This window comes from Leifsonia sp. Y862 (assembly GCF_057669585.1).
Genome location: NZ_JBYHFR010000001.1, coordinates 1,988,901 through 2,005,520 on the forward strand (window position 1 = coordinate 1,988,901; position 16,620 = coordinate 2,005,520).

At 62.3% G+C, this 16,620-nt stretch carries 14 protein-coding genes, 1 tRNA gene and 1 pseudogene; 8 read left to right on the forward strand and 8 right to left on the reverse strand.

Going from position 1 to position 16,620, the window contains the following annotated elements; all coding sequences use genetic code 11:
- Nucleotides 1–31: 31 nt before the first annotated feature.
- Together AC25Z0_RS09435 and AC25Z0_RS09440 are read right to left on the reverse strand one after the other, a co-directional pair.
- The gene (locus AC25Z0_RS09435) at nucleotides 32–1,012 is read right to left on the reverse strand and encodes a hypothetical protein (protein WP_488132998.1); all 981 of its coding nucleotides are present in this window, start codon (nucleotides 1,010–1,012) and stop codon (nucleotides 32–34) included.
- A gap of 26 nt (nucleotides 1,013–1,038) precedes the next feature.
- The gene (locus tag AC25Z0_RS09440) at nucleotides 1,039–2,064 is read right to left on the reverse strand and encodes a LacI family DNA-binding transcriptional regulator (protein WP_488132999.1); all 1,026 of its coding nucleotides are present in this window, start codon (nucleotides 2,062–2,064) and stop codon (nucleotides 1,039–1,041) included.
- A gap of 165 nt (nucleotides 2,065–2,229) precedes the next feature.
- Between AC25Z0_RS09440 and AC25Z0_RS09445 the strand changes: the two genes are divergently transcribed.
- The 6 genes and pseudogenes from AC25Z0_RS09445 (at nucleotide 2,230) to AC25Z0_RS09470 (ending at nucleotide 8,867) form a co-directional block, all read left to right on the forward strand.
- Entirely contained in the window at nucleotides 2,230–3,528 is a 1,299-nt protein-coding gene (locus AC25Z0_RS09445) for an ABC transporter substrate-binding protein (protein WP_488133000.1), read from the forward strand.
- Between the two features lie 85 nt (nucleotides 3,529–3,613).
- A complete protein-coding gene (locus AC25Z0_RS09450) occupies nucleotides 3,614–4,522 on the forward strand; it encodes a carbohydrate ABC transporter permease (protein ID WP_488133001.1) in 909 nt (302 codons plus the stop codon).
- Nucleotides 4,515–5,375, forward strand: a complete 861-nt coding sequence (locus AC25Z0_RS09455; protein WP_488133002.1) for a carbohydrate ABC transporter permease — start codon at nucleotides 4,515–4,517, stop codon at nucleotides 5,373–5,375. The genes AC25Z0_RS09450 and AC25Z0_RS09455 overlap by 8 nt, the downstream gene beginning before the upstream one ends.
- Nucleotides 5,375–8,029 carry an alpha-L-rhamnosidase gene (locus AC25Z0_RS09460; RefSeq protein ID WP_488133131.1) on the forward strand — a complete coding sequence of 885 codons (2,655 nt, stop codon included), beginning with the start codon at nucleotides 5,375–5,377 and terminating at the stop codon, nucleotides 8,027–8,029. The genes AC25Z0_RS09455 and AC25Z0_RS09460 overlap by 1 nt, the downstream gene beginning before the upstream one ends.
- A pseudogene (locus AC25Z0_RS09465) lies at nucleotides 7,951–8,232 on the forward strand (alcohol dehydrogenase catalytic domain-containing protein); the annotation flags it as partial. The gene AC25Z0_RS09460 and the pseudogene AC25Z0_RS09465, both read left to right, overlap by 79 nt.
- Before the next feature lie 131 nt (nucleotides 8,233–8,363).
- Nucleotides 8,364–8,867 carry a zinc-binding dehydrogenase gene (locus tag AC25Z0_RS09470; protein WP_488133132.1) on the forward strand — a complete coding sequence of 168 codons (504 nt, stop codon included), beginning with the start codon at nucleotides 8,364–8,366 and terminating at the stop codon, nucleotides 8,865–8,867.
- Between the two features lie 109 nt (nucleotides 8,868–8,976).
- Here AC25Z0_RS09470 and AC25Z0_RS09475 read toward each other — a convergent pair.
- A tRNA-Ser gene (locus AC25Z0_RS09475) sits at nucleotides 8,977–9,066 on the reverse strand.
- Nucleotides 9,067–9,201: 135 nt separating this feature from the next.
- Between AC25Z0_RS09475 and AC25Z0_RS09480 the strand changes: the two genes are divergently transcribed.
- Nucleotides 9,202–10,032, forward strand: a complete 831-nt coding sequence (locus AC25Z0_RS09480; protein WP_488133003.1) for an SGNH/GDSL hydrolase family protein — start codon at nucleotides 9,202–9,204, stop codon at nucleotides 10,030–10,032.
- 10 nt (nucleotides 10,033–10,042) lie between these two features.
- Nucleotides 10,043–11,404: a DNA repair protein RadA gene (gene radA, locus AC25Z0_RS09485; RefSeq protein ID WP_488120484.1), complete on the forward strand. Its 1,362-nt coding sequence runs from the start codon at nucleotides 10,043–10,045 to the stop codon at nucleotides 11,402–11,404.
- On the opposite strand, the gene AC25Z0_RS09490 is transcribed toward radA, so the two are convergent.
- The 5 genes from AC25Z0_RS09490 to AC25Z0_RS09510 all read right to left on the reverse strand — a co-directional run bounded on the left by AC25Z0_RS09490 (nucleotide 11,405) and on the right by AC25Z0_RS09510 (nucleotide 16,542).
- Nucleotides 11,405–11,629, reverse strand: coding sequence for a PLD nuclease N-terminal domain-containing protein (locus tag AC25Z0_RS09490; RefSeq protein ID WP_488120483.1), 225 nt, complete (start codon nucleotides 11,627–11,629; stop codon nucleotides 11,405–11,407).
- A 242-nt stretch (nucleotides 11,630–11,871) separates the two neighbouring features.
- On the reverse strand, nucleotides 11,872–12,465 hold the full coding sequence (locus AC25Z0_RS09495; RefSeq protein ID WP_488133004.1) for a hypothetical protein: 594 nt from the start codon (nucleotides 12,463–12,465) through the stop codon (nucleotides 11,872–11,874).
- A 133-nt stretch (nucleotides 12,466–12,598) separates the two neighbouring features.
- The gene (locus AC25Z0_RS09500) at nucleotides 12,599–13,234 is read right to left on the reverse strand and encodes a hypothetical protein (protein ID WP_488120481.1); all 636 of its coding nucleotides are present in this window, start codon (nucleotides 13,232–13,234) and stop codon (nucleotides 12,599–12,601) included.
- Nucleotides 13,235–13,345: 111 nt separating this feature from the next.
- A complete protein-coding gene (locus AC25Z0_RS09505) occupies nucleotides 13,346–13,861 on the reverse strand; it encodes an amino-acid N-acetyltransferase (protein WP_488133005.1) in 516 nt (171 codons plus the stop codon).
- A 155-nt stretch (nucleotides 13,862–14,016) separates the two neighbouring features.
- Nucleotides 14,017–16,542: an ATP-dependent Clp protease ATP-binding subunit gene (locus tag AC25Z0_RS09510; RefSeq protein ID WP_488120479.1), complete on the reverse strand. Its 2,526-nt coding sequence runs from the start codon at nucleotides 16,540–16,542 to the stop codon at nucleotides 14,017–14,019.
- Nucleotides 16,543–16,620: the final 78 nt, after the last annotated feature.

A 16,620-nucleotide genomic window follows, 5' to 3' on the forward strand; every position in this document is an offset into this window, starting at 1 on the left:
ATAGTTCTCCAGACCGTGGTGTCTGCCAGATCTAGCCCGTGAGGTTCGATGAAACGGGAAGGTTAAGCCACGCGACCCCAATGTCACGACCGCCGTGGCCAATCGTGTTGTCTACAGACCCGTCGTAATACACGGCTAGTCGACCATCGATCTCAAGCACGCTCGGGAGGCCCACAATTCGCGGGGACCACATCGAGCTCTCGGCGTCCAGCACGGTCGCTCGATTGTGGGCGCTGAACCGGGTGGGATCAGTCGACCAATAGACCCATACAGCGTCGGTGTATTCGGCGCTGCCCTGTGGTGGAACTGCGGGCAGATCGGGGGCCACGCCGATGTGGTTGGTGAACAGATACCAGAGCCCATCTTCTTGGTCCCAATACAACGACGAATTCTCGATCTGTTCGGTAATGGGCAACAGCGGCTCGTCGTCTACAATCCATTCAGTGTCAAGGTCATGCGTCCGGGCGACACCGAGGGTTCGCTGTATTTGTCCCGTGACATCGGTAGTCGCGGCGGAAAAGATCATGACATAGGAGCCCTCGGCACAGATGATCTGCCCAGGACTAGCGGTTTCCGAATACCATGTGCCGGCGGTGGGCAGAAAGGGAACCACATCAGGTCGCTTTCGCCAAGGCCCGGATGCTGAGGTCGCTTCGGCTTTCATAGTGAGGTATGGAAACGAGGGCGTTTTGAGCTCGTCCGCGGTGACGCGTGGCGTTCCGAGGTAGAACATGTGCCAGCGCTCTCCGTCGAAATAGGTAGTGCCGTAGCTGGCCGAAGCCGAGTCGGGGTCACCAGCGTTACCGAGTTGCAGCGCAGGGCCGTGTTTGGTCCAGTCGAGGCCATCATCGCTTATCGCAAGGCACGCACGCCACCCGACGCCTCCGGCGCCGTCGTAGTGCATGAAGTAGCGGCCCTGGTGTTGAAACACCCAGGCATCCCGTGCGCCCAGGTGATCACCGAGGTCGTGGTCTCCGTGGCGGAGCACGGGTATGGATCCGCTGGTGGTCATCCGGCGAGAATTGGCTGACGACATTGTCAGACGTCGCCATTCGGGCTGTCGTCGCCGAGGGTACTGCGACGAGCCATGAGGGTTGGTTGGAAAACCACTCGTTCCGGCGGAGCGGCGGTTGTGATCTGGCGATGGAGCAGGTCAAGCGCCGTGCGTCCGAACAGTTCTCCGGGTCGCCTTACCGATGTCAGGGGCACGATCGCTTCGGCGGCAAAGTCGATATCGTCGTAGCCCACGATCGCGACATCTTCAGGAACCCGAATCTTGCCGGACCGTAAAAGAATATGCAGGATTCCTACAGCGACGAGGTCGTTGGCTGCGAATATGGCGTCGGGCATAGGGCGATTGCGGCTTAGCAACTGTGCAGCTGAATCTCGCCCTGCGTTGATGGTGCGTTCGGCGATCTCCACGACCTCAAGTTCAACCTCGGGTGCGGTTCGCGCGGCTCGTCTGGCACCGGTGAGCCGATCCGCAACGCTATCCAGATCAAGCGGGCCGCCAACGAACATGATTCGTTTTCGTCCGAGTTGGATGAGGTGGTCAACTGCAAGTCGGCCGCCTTCGACGTCATCAACCGACACCGAGGAGCATTCGACGCCGTCGCGATGAGTGTCAATTAATACGATGGGGATGCCGCGTTGTCTCAACGCGTTGAGCCGGCGAGTTGAATCCTTCAGGGGCGATAGTAGTAGGCCTTTGATGCGTTGCGCCTCGAAGAGATCGAAGTAGCGCTCTTCGCGTTCGGCGGAACCGGCAGTATTCGCGATAAGCACGGAATACCCCGACTCGGCAGCACGATCCTGGACGCCTTTGGAGAAGTCGAAGAAGAAGGGGTTGCCCACCTCGAAGGTGAGGTGTCCGATGGTGTCGGACTCGCCTAGACGCAGCGCCCTCGCAGCGGAGTTGCCTACGTATCCAAGCTCTTCGATTGCGCTGCGAATACGCTCGGCTGTCGCGTTCGCGAGCTTGCCGGGATGGTTGAGATAGTTAGACACCGTGGCAGGAGAGACCCCAGCGTGGGTTGCAACTTGCCGCAATCCAGTCTTCGCCACTTTTCAACTCCAGTTTCGTTGCGGATCGATGTGGAACCTGTTTGTAACGGTTCAAGCACAATGAGCCTGTGGATATGGATCCTAACAAATTGGCTTGGCATTTTCATTGAATCGTTCTAATGTGTGTTCAACACCAGCCAGTGTTCCACCTCACAAGGAGAAACGATGAAGTTTCAGCTAAAGCGCTCGCGCGTGGCCACGGCGGTGGCGATCGCTGCCGTCGCCGGTCTTACCCTCGCAGGATGCTCGACAGGCGCGACCACCGGCGATGCCGGCTTCACCACCGACCCGGCGCAGATCAAGGGCGACATTACGTTCAGCACATGGTGGGCTTACGCCAATCAGGACCTCGTCGACGGTTTTGCGGCCCAGTACCCAAACGTCAACGTGAAGCTCGACTTCACTGCGATCGATACTTACCCCACCAAGTTGCAGGCCCTAGCGTCGAGTGGCGACCTGCCTGACGTCTTCGCGGCACAGAACGCGTCGCTCGTCGAGCTCCAGGGTGCTGGACAGCTGCTCGATCTGACCGATGCACTCGCTACCGCTCCATATGACGGTGACGCAGCGACATGGGGCGAGAGCTTCAACGCTTCTCTGCTCACAGGTGCCAACGCGACTCTGGACACCACGAACGGTGAGACCTGGGGCGTGCCGTTCAACGCGATCAGTGTTGCTTCCATCTACAACACGGACATCTTCGACGAGGTGGGTATCAAGGTTCCCACCACGTTCGACGAGCTCCTCTCGAACTGCACCGCGCTGAAAGAGGCGGGCTATATCCCGATGTCCCTCACCGGCGCTGTCTGGGGTACTTGGTGGGCTTCCCTCGCTTGGGACCAGACCATGCGCGATGACAAGGTCGCCGACTTCTCCGTGTCCAACCCCAACTACATCAAGGGTCTCGAGATCGTTGAGAAGATGGCCAAGGCCGGCTGCTGGACCGAAAGTCAAGTGACAACCGACATTGCCGCAGAAACTTCTCTGTTCCTGCAGAAAAAGACTGCACAGTTCGTGAGCGTTCCCGAGAACTTCCTCGCGAGCGTTGTCGATGGGGCTGACTTCAACCTCGGCACCTACGTGCTGCCGGCTCTGGATGGAGTGAAACCCAACCGCATCCTGGGTGGTGGAAACGCCAACGTGCTGGTGGTAAACAAAGCATCGAAAAACCTGTCGGCTGCTGTTGCCTTCGCCAAGTACCTGACCTCGACCGAGGTCGAGACCGAGCTAGCGACGACGCAGTACACGATCCCCAGTCTGGACATCGACCTGAGCTCCGGCAACCCGCTGATGGCCGCATACCTTGAGGCAGCAGGCAACGGATTCACCGACTCGTCGGGATACCTGCCCAACTTCACCACAGAGGGCTCCACAACGTGGTCGACGGAGATCCTCCCCAAGCTGATTCTGGGACAGATCACCCCTGAAGATGCTGCAAAGCAGACTGAAGGCCTCTTCCAGTAGCAGCTCCAGAAATAGTACGGTCGGTGGGCGATCTGCCAGGGATCGCCCACCGGCCCACGTCCGACCCCGTTCGCGAAGGAGCGACATGTCACGAATAGCCTCAGAGCGGAGACGATCCCGTCTCCTCGGGCTGCTGTTCGCCGTTCCGGCGATCATCCTGCTTATCCTCTTCCTGGTCTGGCCGATCATCACCGGTATCGGCTATAGCACCACCAGCGCCTCGGGCTACGGGGATAAGAATCCCGTCGGGGCGGCCAACTACATACGGGCCATTCAGGACCCTGCCCTTTACGCGGCATTCGGTCGAAACATCATCTTCGCGGTGGTTGTCGTCACCGCGTCCATCGTCATCGGGTTCGTACTCGCGTACTTCCTGTTTCAAAAGATTCGTGGATGGCGTGCGTTACAGGTGCTACTCATGGTTCCGTACATCATGCCGGTCGTGGTCACCGGGCTCCTCTGGCAGTTCATGCTCGAACCTGAGAACGGCCTCGTCAACGCCGGACTCCGAGCATTGCACCTCGACGCGTTGGCAGGGACATGGCTCACCGGTGAAAGCACCGCCCTGGGAACCGTATCGCTGGTGCAGATCTGGGTCACCGTCCCCTTTGCAATGCTTCTCATCTTCGGATCGCTGATCGCACTCGATACCGAAGTTCTCGAGGCAGCCGAAATTGACGGTGCGGGCACGATCACGACCATGACGAGAATCGTGCTACCCATGGTGCGCCCTACGATCGTGCTCGTCGCCGTGGTGCTCACTGTTCAGCTATTCCGATCATTCGACCTTGTCTACCTACTCACGCGTGGTGGGCCAATCAACTCAACAACAATTGCCACCCTCTACGTATTTGTGCAGGGATTCGTCAACAACAAGTACGGCTACGCCAACGCGGTCGGCATCATCATCGGTGTCGTGTTAGTCGCCTTCGCGCTCGTCCCCCAGCTCATCTCAAGACGCGCTGCTCTTCGTGAGAGGACCCTGCATGACTAACACAATTTCCCAACGCCGCCCACGGGCGCGGCGGCGGGTGCCCCGAGGGGCCGGAATCGCTCTTTGGGCGTATGGGCTGCTGTCGGCATACCCTCTGATCTGGCTGGTCATTCAGTCCTTCCGCAGCGACGGCGAAATCCTCGCTACCCCGTGGGGCCTGCCGACTTCGCCGACGTTCAACGGATACGTGACTGCATTCCAGACAACCCCGCTCGCGCAGTACTTTCTCAACAGTCTCCTTGTGACCCTGAGTGTGGTCGCGCTTTCGGTGGCATGCTGCGCCGGTGCTGGGTATGCCTTCTCGCGCCTTCGCTTTCCGGGAAGCAACGCCGTGTTTGCTGTCTTCCTTGGCGTGCTTGTCGTGCCCGCGCCGGTGCTTCTTCTTCCTGTCTTTCTGATCTCGCGCGACCTGGGAATCCTCAACAGCTACGTAGGCCTGATCGGTCCGTACGTTGCTGGAACCCTGCCGATCGGCGTGTACCTGATGAAGACCCACTTCGATGCCCTGCCCGACTCGTTCGTGGAGGCCGCGTCAATTGACCGCGCCTCCCCCTGGCAGATATTTCGGATGGTCATGCTTCCTCTCATCGGACCCGCAGCAGCGACTGTGGCGGTGCTCGCGTTCATGGCAGCCTGGAACGAGTACATCTATGCGCTCGTCTCGATTCACAGCGCTGAGCTGTACACCCTCCCCATCGGCATCGCCGACCTCGGCGCAAAGAAGTTCATCTACGGGTACGCTCCCGTCTTCGGCGCGATGGTGCTCACTGCGCTGCCGGTGTACATCGCATTCGTCTTCGCCCAGCGGTCCTTCATCCAATCACTCACCGTCGGCGGCGGTGTCAAAGGATGATGATTCACGACCTTGCGACCGATAGCCGCCCGCATCCGCTTGAGATCGACTCAGCTCGTCCGACGTTTTCATGGCGCCTTCAATCCGCACTTGCCAACGACGATCCCATCAGTAACCGAATCGTAGTCGAGCGCATTTTTGCCGATAACTCCGTCGAAGTCGTCTGGGATGCCTCAATCGCGGCCACTGAAGTGTCCGCAACCTTCGAAGGCACTCCACTTGAGGCCCGCGCCTCATACAGATGGACAATCTACGTTCGAGGCGTGCACTCGGTCGGCCATGCAACCGCACACTTTGAGACCGGTCTGCGGGACCCGGCGAATTGGGCGGCCGCGTGGATCTCACGCGATCCGCGGCCGCCACTCGGCGAGGGTGGAGAATATCCGCCGGCTATCGGTGCGACGATTCCGCGCTCCTTTCGCACTATGTACTCTTCTCCACCGACACAGTTACGAAACGTATTCGAGGAAGAACGAACGGTGCTCCGCGCTCGCCTCTATATAACGGCACGAGGCGTCTACAGGGCCTGGCTCAACGGTCACCGAGTGGGTAACGACGAACTGACACCCGGTTGGACTCGGTACGAATCGCGACTGGAGTACCAGGCATACGACGTGACGGCGTTGCTGAACCCTGGGCGCAATTCCCTTGCGGCGACCATCGGCGACGGATGGTGGAGTGGGTACCTCGGCTATAACACCCGCAGACAGGCCGACCAGTACGGCACAAGTACCGAGCTCATAGCCGAACTGCATCTCGAGTTCGAGGACGGCACATCTCGACTCATTGCGACAGGCGATGGATGGAAAGAGAGCGTCGGCACCATCGTCATGTCCGATCTCCTGATGGGCGAATATCACGACACGTCACGAGACACCGACGGCTGGACGACTGCAGAATACAACGACAGCGCATGGCGGCCGGCCATCGTGACCGACACCAGTACAACGACGCTGTCAGGTCAGCTGGCCGACCCCGTTCGCGCGCTCATGGAAGTTCCGCCCATTGAAATCACGAAGAATGCGGCAGGGCATCACGTTATCGATTTCGGTCAAAATCTGGTCGGGCGTGTACGACTCTCCCTACGTGAGCAACCAGAGGGAAGGGTGGTGGAACTGTTTCACGGCGAGATTCTCGATGGTGACTCCGTGTACACCGCGAACCTGCGCACCGCGGAGTCGCGGGACGTAATCATGACCATTGGAGAGGCGATACAGCATTTCGAGCCCCTCTTTGCCCTCCACGGGTTTCGATACCTCGAACTGCACGGCTTCACCGGGGAACTGCACCCCTCCGATGTCACTGCGATCGTGCTCGGGTCGGACTCTCGAACCACCGGCGGTCTGGTGACGGGCAACGACCTCGTCAACCAGCTCCACTCCAACATCGTCTGGGGCCAACGCGGGAACTACGTGGCGGTTCCTACCGATTGTCCACAGCGAGACGAGCGCCTCGGATGGACGGCGGACACCCAGATCTTCGCGCGCACCGCCATCTACAACAGCGACGTGCACGCATTCCTCGACCGCTGGATGCGCGATCTCGTTGCAACCCAGGACATCTCGGGACGCGTGCCCGACGTTGCCCCCGTGCCTCCGACGTCCCGCAACTTTGACGCTGCAGCTCCTGGGTGGGGTGACGCGGTAGTTATCGTGCCCTGGACGCTCTACGAAACCTACGGCGATCGTGAACTTCTCGTGCGCAACTACCCGCACATGCGCGCATGGGTCGAATATGTCGCATCCAACAATCCCGGCACCCTCTGGGATTCCGCGCTCGGCAACAATTACGGCGATTGGCTATCCGTCGGAGCCGAAACCCCCAAAGCAGTAGTGGCGGCCGCCTACCGTATTCATTCGGTGGATATACTCGCCGACGCTGCCACCGCACTGGGCAAGATTGATGACGTTCAGCGCTATCGGGAATCCGCTCGGGAACTTCGGCGACTCTTCGTCGACAGATTTGTCGACGAAGGTGGCTACGTTCATGGCCGAACTCAGAGCAGTTACCTTTTCGCGCTCGCTTGGGACTTGTTACCGGAGGACCGCAGGCTGAGCGCGGCGAACCATCTTGTCGACGAAATCGAGAGGACCGGGCGCCGACTGACCACCGGATTCCTCGGGGTCAATCTCATCTGCCCCGTACTGGAAAAAATCGGTAGGCCCGACCTCGCAGTGGCGATCCTTCTGCAACGCGACTATCCGTCATGGGGGTACTCAATCGACCAAGGTGCAACGACGATTTGGGAACGTTGGGACGGGTGGACACAGGATGCGGGCTTCCAGTCGATTGAGATGAACTCCTTCAACCACTACTCACTCGGGTCTGTCGGTGAATGGCTCTATCGCTCCATCGGGGGAATCGGACAGGCGGCCGGTTCCGTTGGCTTCGAAGCCTTCCGCGTAGCGCCGGTCGTCACATCCGAACTCGGTCCCGTCTCAGCTTGGTTCGACTCGCCCCGCGGACGGATCGAAGTTGCCTGGGAACTCACCGATAACGTTGTTCAACTGCGAGTTGTCGTGCCCCCGGGCACGTCCGCAGAGATCGTACTCGGCGATATCGACACTCGGGTGGGATCGGGCACCTACGAGTTCACTGCGCCTGCGCAGTCTTTGACGAACAAGAGGACCGCTGCCGCACTCGGGGCTGGCTAGTCCACCGTGCCAGATCTCGACCTGTCGATGCTCTCCGAAGTATTCGCGGCTCATATAAGTTGCCGCTCGTTATGGGGTTTGACGGGGCCGGAATCGTGAAGCGCGTGGGCGATGGTGCCTCGCGTTTTACCGTCGGGGACAGGGTGTTCGGACAGTTTTGGGGCATGCAGCGTCGCTTCGGTACCTATGCTGAGGCAGCGATCGTGCACGAGCGGCCAATGTTCGGTGCCTTGGAGCGCGTTCCGGACGGCACGCATTTCGTTGCCGCGGCGGCGTCGGCCACGGCGGGAATGATGGCGCTGGGTGCGCTCGAGGCGAGTGGAGCGGCTGCTGGATCGACCATACTCGTGCTGGGCGCGGCCGGCGGGTCGGCACCTTTGTCGTGCAACTCGCTGCTGCGAACGGGGTCCGGGTCCTTGCCTCAGCTCGCTCCGATACTGAGCCGCAGCTTCGCAGCCTCGGTGCTGCGCAGGTTGTGCCGCGTGGTGCAAAAGAACTCCAGTTCGCACTGGCGCAGGTGGAACCTGTCGATGCCATCATCGATCTCACCGGGGATCGCGCGCTTGTCTCCGCCGCACGCGCCGCAGTCCGTGACGGAGGCACAATCCTGTCGATCGCGTTCGGCATCTCAGAAGATCTGGCCGCGGACTCGGTGGTGCACGCGGTGAACTACTCGCTGGACAAGAAGGAAGAACGGCTCAGCGAGATCGCCCGCCTGCTCAGCACGGGCACCCTGCGGCCAGTGATCGCCCGCCAGATCCCACTCGCCGACGTCCTAGTAGAGGGTGCGCGTCAGAGCGGCCCCGGCAAGACGATCATCTTGCCATCCTCCAGCTGATCACGGCCGGTAGCCTGGCCGTTTAGTCGGGTGAAGTCCGAAGGGCTCAATCAGGAACGAGAAAACCCCCTGAATCCCTTGTAAACAAAGGGAAGCAAGGGGTTTTCTGTGGCGGTACCGGTGGGATTTGAACCCACGGTGGAGTCTCCCCCACACAACTTTTCGAGAGTTGCACCTTCGGCCGCTCGGACACGGTACCGAGGACGATTCTAGTTGAGAAAGCCGCTCGGGAGCGAATCGAGCGTTTCGCGTGCCGTGGTCACGGGGGCAGCCTGTGTCACCGCCCCCACTGCACTGGCCGCCCACTGTCAGCCGTCCGCTGTACTCTCGGCTAGTGACATCCGTTCAACGACCACTCCGAAATCTCGCCATCACCGCCGGCTCCCTGGCCGCTGCCATCGGCCTCGGCTACGCCGCCCGCGCCGGCTATCGCGAGTTCCGCCGCCGCATCGCCGAAAACGCGGTGGTGCTCAACGAGACGCTGCCCATCAACTCCAAATGGTGGCGCGATCACGCCAAGGAGAAGGGCGAGCTGCTCTACGTCGCCATCGGCGACAGCGCCGGGCAGGGAATCGGCGCCAGCGCCCCCAACCGCGGCTATGTCGGGCTGCTGGCCGACCACATCCGACTCCTGACGAACCGCACGGTACGCGTGCTCAACCTCAGCGTGTCTGGTGCCACCGTTGCCCTCGCCGTGCGCGACCAGCTCCCCCGGTTCGTGAAACTGCAGCCCGACATCGTCACCGTCGCCATCGGCGCCAACGACATCGCGAACTGGGACGCAGAGGTCTTCGAGAGCGGCATCCGTGAGATCTTCGCCGCGCTGCCGGAGCACGCCATCGTCGCCGACCTGCCCTGCTTCCACCTGCCGCCCAACGAACGCAAGGTGGCCGTGGCCAACCAGATCGTGCGCCGCGTGGCCGCCGAGCACGGACTCACCGTTGCCCCGCTGCACGCCACCACGCATCGGCAGGGCCTCCGCAGCGTCGCCACCCAGTTCGCAAACGACATGTTCCACCCCAACGACCGCGGCTACCGAGTGTGGGCAGAGGCCTTCCTGCCTGCCCTCAGTACGGATGTCGCCGCACGCTTTCCCCAGGCGCGCCCGGCCGACGAGACTCCACCGCATCTCCCGCTGAACGAGAGTGTCAGCGGCCAGAACTAGGCTCTGGAGTATGGCTAAGCCCGCATCAAACTTCCGCTGTACTGAGTGTGGCTGGGCCACCGCAAAATGGGCCGGCCGCTGCGGCGAATGCCAGCAGTGGGGCACCGTGACAGACGTCGTCGAGAAGGCCGGCCTCGGCCGCGCCGTCAAGGCCACCGCCGTCGCCGGCGCCAACGTTGCCCGTCCCATCACCCACGTCGACACCACCGCGGTTGAGCACTGGCCGAGCGGCATTGATGAGTTCGACCGCGTGCTCGGCGGCGGCATCGTCCCCGGCGCCGTCATCCTGCTGAGCGGCGAGCCCGGCGTCGGCAAGTCCACCCTGCTGCTCGAGGTGGCGTCGAAGGCCGCAGCTGCCAAGTCGCGGGTGCTCTACGTCAGCGCCGAAGAATCCGTCAGCCAGGTGCGCTTGCGAGCCGAACGCACCGGGGCCCTCCAGCCAGAGCTCTTCCTCACCTCCGAGACCGACCTCGGCACCATCCTCGGCCAGATCGACGCCGTCAAACCAGACCTCGTCATCGTCGACTCCGTGCAGACCGTCGCCAGCGCCCTCTCCGATGGCCTCCCCGGCCAGCCAGCCCAGGTGCGCGAGGTGGCCTCCACGCTCATCCGCGTCGCCAAAGACCGCGACCTGCCCATCCTGCTCGTCGGTCACGTCACCAAAGACGGCTCCATCGCCGGCCCCCGGCTGCTGGAGCACATCGTCGACGTGGTCTGCCAGTTCGAGGGTGACCGCCAAACCGCCCTGCGGTTCATCCGGGCGCTCAAGAACCGCTTTGGCCCAACGGATGAGGTGGGCTGCTTTGAAATGACCGGTGACGGTATCGCAGAGGTCGCCGACCCCAGCGGTCTGTTCCTCAGCCGCGGCACGGCGCCGGTCTCTGGCACGTGTGTCACCGTCGCGCTCGAGGGCCGCAGGGCTATGCCCGTTGAAGTGCAGGCGCTCGTTTCGCCCACCACTGCGCCCAACCCGCGGCGGGTCACGAACGGCGTGGATCCGTCCCGTGTTGCCATGCTGCTCGCCGTGCTGGAGAAGCGTGCGGGCATCAAACTGTCCGACCAGGACGTCTACGTCTCCACCGTCGGCGGCGTGCGCCTCACCGAACCGGCAGCCGACCTCGCGATCGCGCTGGCCATCGCGTCGGCCGCGCGCGACAAGCCCATCGCGCACCACATTGCGGCGTTCGGGGAGATCAGCCTGGCCGGTGAGATCCGCCCGGTGACCGCGGCCAAGCAGCGTGCGGCAGAAGGAACCCGGCTCGGCTTCACCCACCGCATCGACGCCACCAGTGTGACGATCAGCACTGCCGTCGGTCGCGCACTGATGAGCGGCGCAAGTGCGCGGGACGCCGAGCTCGACCGCGCGTTCTAGCTAGTTCTCGATGCCGGCGCGGAGCTTGCGCTGCTTGATCGAATCCTGTCCCCACGACAGCCAAATCAGCGCGCCAAAGAATGGGAAGGCCAGGATCACCACAACCCAGAGCACACGTTCGATTGGCTCCATCGGCGCAGCGAAGAGTGTGCCGAACACGTAGAGCACGAGGGCGAGGAAAACCACGCCAACGATGATTGCGATTACGACCGAGCCCACGTCCATAACATCCCCCTTAGTCAGCGAGTATGGCAGCGGGCAAGGGCGTCCACAAGGATCGTGGCGCCGAGACAGCCAGACCTTGTCGGGGCTCGGTGCAGCGTCGCGAAAACCGGAACTATCGTCGCAGAGAGCGCGATCCGTCCTGTTTTCGGTGACAAATGTGCGATTCGTCCTGTATTCGCGACACAAGACCCGTGGCGCTCGCTCCTCAATCAGCGGGGGCGGCAAAGAAGGGTGGAGACGGATCAGGCCTTGTCGGGGCTCGGTGTGGCGTCGTCGCCGGTGTCAGTCCCGTCCGCGTCATCAGCCACGTCGCCTGCGTCATCCGCCGCGGTGTCGTCTTCGTCGAAGTCGTCGAGGGCCGCGAGCACCGCATCGTCGGCATCCGCCTTGAAGTCCACCGGCAGCGGACCGAGCGCACCCAGCAACTCGGCGGGCGAGGCCTGCATCGGGTGCGGACCGGCGATGTCGAGGAAGACGGTGGTGATCTCATCGGCGTGCGCGGTGAGGAACGAGGCCAGCCACTGCGGGCTCTGCAGACCGACAGTGGGCGGCAGGTTGGCGGGCTTGTGTGCCGCATCGCTGAACAGCAGCAGGGCAACCTCTTCGGTGGCGGGGTCGCGGTACGTCCAGATTTCGCCGGGTTCCAGCGGCCGATCTTTGTCGGCGGCCTTCTTCAACGGCACGACCGTGTTTCCGTTGCGGAGCGCGAAGGCGACCGCAGCCATGTCCTGACGCTCGAGAGCCTGGGCCAACGCCTCTGAACGGAACTGAAGGGGTCGCTTCAGCCCCTTCTTTTTCGAGACTGCTCTGGAGGGCTTGCGCGACTTGGGTGCCATGAGACCAGCCTATCCGGCGCACTCCAGTCGGCGTCCGGCGTGCGGGCTCGTTGAGCGGATAGCGAAACTCGTGCCGGCATCCAGCAGCGTCACTGCGGCGAGGTCGCTCGACGAACGGGTGCGGTCCGCGGCGTTAGTAGAGCAGGAACTGCGTCGGTGACTCTGACTCCACGCCATCAACACTCACGGTGAGGTAGTACGACGCTCCACCGCCCGGGGCGGCATCGCGGGATGCATCGCAGGTGTCTTTGGCCGAGCGGGTACGGTCCCAGGCGATCGCTTCGGACGAGCTCACTGCGACACCCGGTTCCAGGGTGACGTCGGCGTCCGTGGCATCCGTCTGGCAATCGGTCGAGGTCCAGTAGACATCGTCACCGCTCGAAATCGTGAAGACCTGGGCGGCCGTTCCCGCGTTGATTGTGCAGGGAGCCGGACCCGTATTGGTGATGCTCAGCGTGAGCTGCGGCAGGAGCCCTGGGTCATACGAATCAGCGTCGGTGATGGCGTCAACCTGGATGGTGTTCGGGTTGCAGGTGCCCGACGCACTGCCTGATGCCGGAGGCGTTGCGGCATCCGTTTGGGCGTCTGTGGCCTGCTCGGTCGCGGCGGGCGAGGTGGTGCTGACCGGGTCGCCCGTGCTGGAGCCGGGGCGCACGATGATGAGAATGATGATGACCAGAACGGCCAGAAGACCGAGGCCAACTACGAGACGTCGGCGCCAGTACACATTGCTGGACTGGGGGCCGACCGGATGCTTGATCGTCGACATGACATCAGAGTATGTCTGTGCCAGACGAACACCGGTCATTTGCGCGGTGGTTCACCGACGCTTGTGCCCCCAGCCCTGTAGATTCACAGCGAAAGCCGTGATGAGGCGCTGCTAGAGACGCTTGACCATTCGCGTGTTGCCCAGGGTGTTCGGCTTCACCCTGGCCAGGTCGAGGAACTCGGCGACACCTTCGTCGGGAGAGCGCACGAGTTCGGCGTAAATCGACGGGTCAACGGTCTCGGTTCCCATATCGACGAAGCCGTGGCGGCTGAAGAAGCCGACCTCGAAGGTCAGGCAGAACAAGCGGCTGAGTCCAAGCTCGCGGGCGTCATCTTCGAGGCGGTCGATGATGGCGTGGCCGACGCCTTTGCCGAGCCAGTGTTCCTCCACGGCGAGAGTGCGTACCTCGCCGAGGTCCTCCCACATCACGTGCAGGGCGCCGCAGCCGATCAGCGTTCCGTTGGCGTCCTCAGCCACGCGAAACTCCTGGACGGCCTCGTAGAAGACAACGGTCTCCTTGCCGAGGAGGATGCGCTTCTGCACCAGAGGCTCGACGAGCTCCTTGATGCGCGGCACATCGCTGGTGCGCGCTCGTCGTACCGAATACCCCTGATCGTTCACGCCCACCGTCCTTTCATCGCTGCAAGTGTTCCGTGCACGTTCAGTCTAGGAGCGCTGGCCAACCCCGTTGGTCGAGGAGCGAGCGCAGCGGGTGCCGGGCACGCGAAAGGGCCCGGCGGTCGAAACCGCCGGGCCCTTCGTGCAACTCAGTGAGTGTGTGCCTAGTCGCTTGAGATAGCGAGGTCTGGCGTCACCGGACCCGTGCCGATGGCAGCGGATGAGTTGACACCGACCGAAACCGCGTTCTCACGCGCCGACGTGGTGAAGACGAACTCGCCGTCCTTGAAGTCGACGTGCACGTGGTCGCCCGCGTTCAGCTCGCCGTGCAGGATCTTCTCTGAGAGGCGGTCTTCCACCTCGTGCTGGATCGCACGACGCAGCGGACGAGCACCCAGTGTCGGATCGAAGCCGACCTCGATGAGGCGCTCCTTGGCGGACTGCGTGAGCTCGACGGTCATGTCGCGGTCAAGCATCCGCTCGCTGAGACGCTTGATGAACAGGTCGACGATCTGCAACAGTTCGGGCTTCGACAGCTGCGGGAAGACGATGATCTCGTCAACACGGTTCAGGAACTCGGGCTTGAAGTGCTTCTTCAGCTCCTCGTTCACCTTGCCGCGCATGCGGTCGTAGCTGGTGGCCGTGTCGCCCTCGAGCTGGAAGCCAACGGGCGAGCCGCTGATGTCCCTCGTACCGAGGTTGGTGGTCATGATGATCACGGTGTTCTTGAAGTCGATCACGCGACCCTGGCCATCCGTCAGACGTCCCTCTTCCAGAATCTGGAGGAGCGAGTTGAAGATGTCGGGGTGAGCCTTCTCGATCTCGTCGAACAGCACGACGCTGAACGGCTTGCGGCGCACCTTCTCGGTGAGCTGGCCGCCCTCTTCGAAGCCGACGAATCCGGGAGGAGCACCGAACAGTCGTGAGACCGTGTGCTTCTCGCCGTACTCACTCATGTCGAGCGAGATCATGGCGGCTTCGTCGTCGAACAGGAACTCAGCGAGTGCCTTGGCGAGCTCGGTCTTTCCGACACCGGTCGGGCCGGCGAAGATGAACGAGCCGGAGGGACGCTTCGGGTCCTTCAGGCCGGCACGGGTGCGACGGATGGTCTTGGAGAGGGCCGAGATGGCCTCTTCCTGACCGATGACGCGCTGGTGCAGTGCCTTCTCCATGAAGACGAGGCGCGAGGACTCTTCTTCGGTGAGCTTGAACACGGGGATGCCGGTCGCCTGGGCGAGTACCTCTGCGATCAGGCCCTCGTCAACGACAGCTGTCGTCTTGACGTCGCCTGACTTCCACTTCTTCTCGAGGCGCAGACGCTCGCCGAGGAGGTTCTTCTCCTCATCGCGCAGGCTGGCAGCCTTCTCGAAGTCCTGGTCTTCAATTGCGGTTTCCTTGGCGGAGCGAACCACGGCGATCTTCTCGTCGAATTCGCGCAGCTCGGGCGGGCTCGACAGGATCGACAGGCGCAGGCGAGCGCCGGCCTCATCGATCAGGTCAATGGCCTTGTCGGGCAGGAAGCGGTCAGACACGTAGCGGTCTGACAGGTTCGCGGCAGCCACGAGTGCGCCATCCGTGATGGACACCTTGTGGTGTGCCTCGTACCGGTCGCGCAGACCCTTGAGGATGTTGATGGTGTGGGCCAGCGACGGCTCCGCAACCTGGATCGGCTGGAAGCGGCGCTCAAGCGCGGCATCCTTCTCGAAGTGCTTGCGGTACTCGTCGAGCGTGGTCGCACCGATGGTCTGCAGCTCGCCGCGGGCAAGCAGCGGCTTCAGGATACTGGCAGCGTCGATGGCACCTTCAGCGGCACCGGCTCCGACGAGCGTGTGGATCTCATCGATGAAGACGATGATGTCGCCGCGCGTGCGGATCTCCTTGGTGACCTTCTTCAGGCGCTCTTCGAAGTCACCGCGGTAGCGGCTACCGGCGATGAGCGAACCGAGGTCAAGCGAGTAAAGCTGCTTGTCCTTCAGCGTCTCAGGCACATCGCCCTTGACGATGGCCTGGGCCAGTCCTTCAACCACAGCGGTCTTACCGACGCCGGGCTCACCGATGAGAACAGGGTTGTTCTTGGAACGGCGAGACAGGATCTGCATGACCCGCTCGATTTCCTTCTCACGGCCGATGACCGGGTCGAGCTTGTTGTCGCGCGCGGCCTGCGTGAGGTTGCGACCGAACTGGTCGAGAACCTGGCTGCCCGCCTGGGATCCGGACTGCTCGTTCGCTCCGACCTGTACCTGCTCCTTGCCCTGGTAGCCAGAGAGAAGCTGGATGACCTGCTGGCGCACCCGGTTGAGGTCGGCGCCGAGCTTGACGAGTACCTGGGCTGCGACGCCCTCGCCCTCGCGGATCAGGCCGAGAAGAATGTGTTCGGTGCCAATGTAGTTGTGGCCGAGCTGCAACGCCTCACGGAGGCTCAGCTCAAGCACCTTCTTGGCACGCGGAGTGAAGGGGATGTGTCCGGTCGGCTGCTGCTGGCCCTGACCGATGATGTCCTGGACCTGCTCGCGCACAGCGTCGAGGGAAATGCCAAGGCTCTCCAGAGCCTTCGCCGCGACACCCTCACCCTCATGGATCAGTCCGAGCAGAATGTGCTCAGTACCGATGTAGTTGTGGTTGAGCATCTTGGCCTCTTCCTGGGCCAAAACGACGACGCGACGAGCTCGGTCGGTAAATCTCTCAAACATATGAATACTCCCTTAGCACCTGGGCAGTTATGGTGCCGATACATCGAGAGTAACCAGCGTTTGCCCTCTTGCATGCCC

Excerpts from the sequence above, each read along its gene's own strand:
- AC25Z0_RS09435 (WP_488132998.1), bottom strand. The coding sequence starts at position 1,012 with ATGACCACCAGCGGATCCATACCCGTGCTCCGCCACGGAGACCACGAC.
- AC25Z0_RS09445 (WP_488133000.1), top strand. The coding sequence starts at position 2,230 with ATGAAGTTTCAGCTAAAGCGCTCGCGCGTGGCCACGGCGGTGGCGATC.
- AC25Z0_RS09450 (WP_488133001.1), top strand. The coding sequence starts at position 3,614 with ATGTCACGAATAGCCTCAGAGCGGAGACGATCCCGTCTCCTCGGGCTG.
- AC25Z0_RS09455 (WP_488133002.1), top strand. The coding sequence starts at position 4,515 with ATGACTAACACAATTTCCCAACGCCGCCCACGGGCGCGGCGGCGGGTG.
- AC25Z0_RS09460 (WP_488133131.1), top strand. The coding sequence starts at position 5,375 with ATGATTCACGACCTTGCGACCGATAGCCGCCCGCATCCGCTTGAGATC.
- radA (WP_488120484.1), top strand. The coding sequence starts at position 10,043 with ATGGCTAAGCCCGCATCAAACTTCCGCTGTACTGAGTGTGGCTGGGCC.
- AC25Z0_RS09490 (WP_488120483.1), bottom strand. The coding sequence starts at position 11,629 with ATGGACGTGGGCTCGGTCGTAATCGCAATCATCGTTGGCGTGGTTTTC.
- AC25Z0_RS09495 (WP_488133004.1), bottom strand. The coding sequence starts at position 12,465 with ATGGCACCCAAGTCGCGCAAGCCCTCCAGAGCAGTCTCGAAAAAGAAG.
- AC25Z0_RS09500 (WP_488120481.1), bottom strand. The coding sequence starts at position 13,234 with ATGTCGACGATCAAGCATCCGGTCGGCCCCCAGTCCAGCAATGTGTAC.
- AC25Z0_RS09510 (WP_488120479.1), bottom strand. The coding sequence starts at position 16,542 with ATGTTTGAGAGATTTACCGACCGAGCTCGTCGCGTCGTCGTTTTGGCC.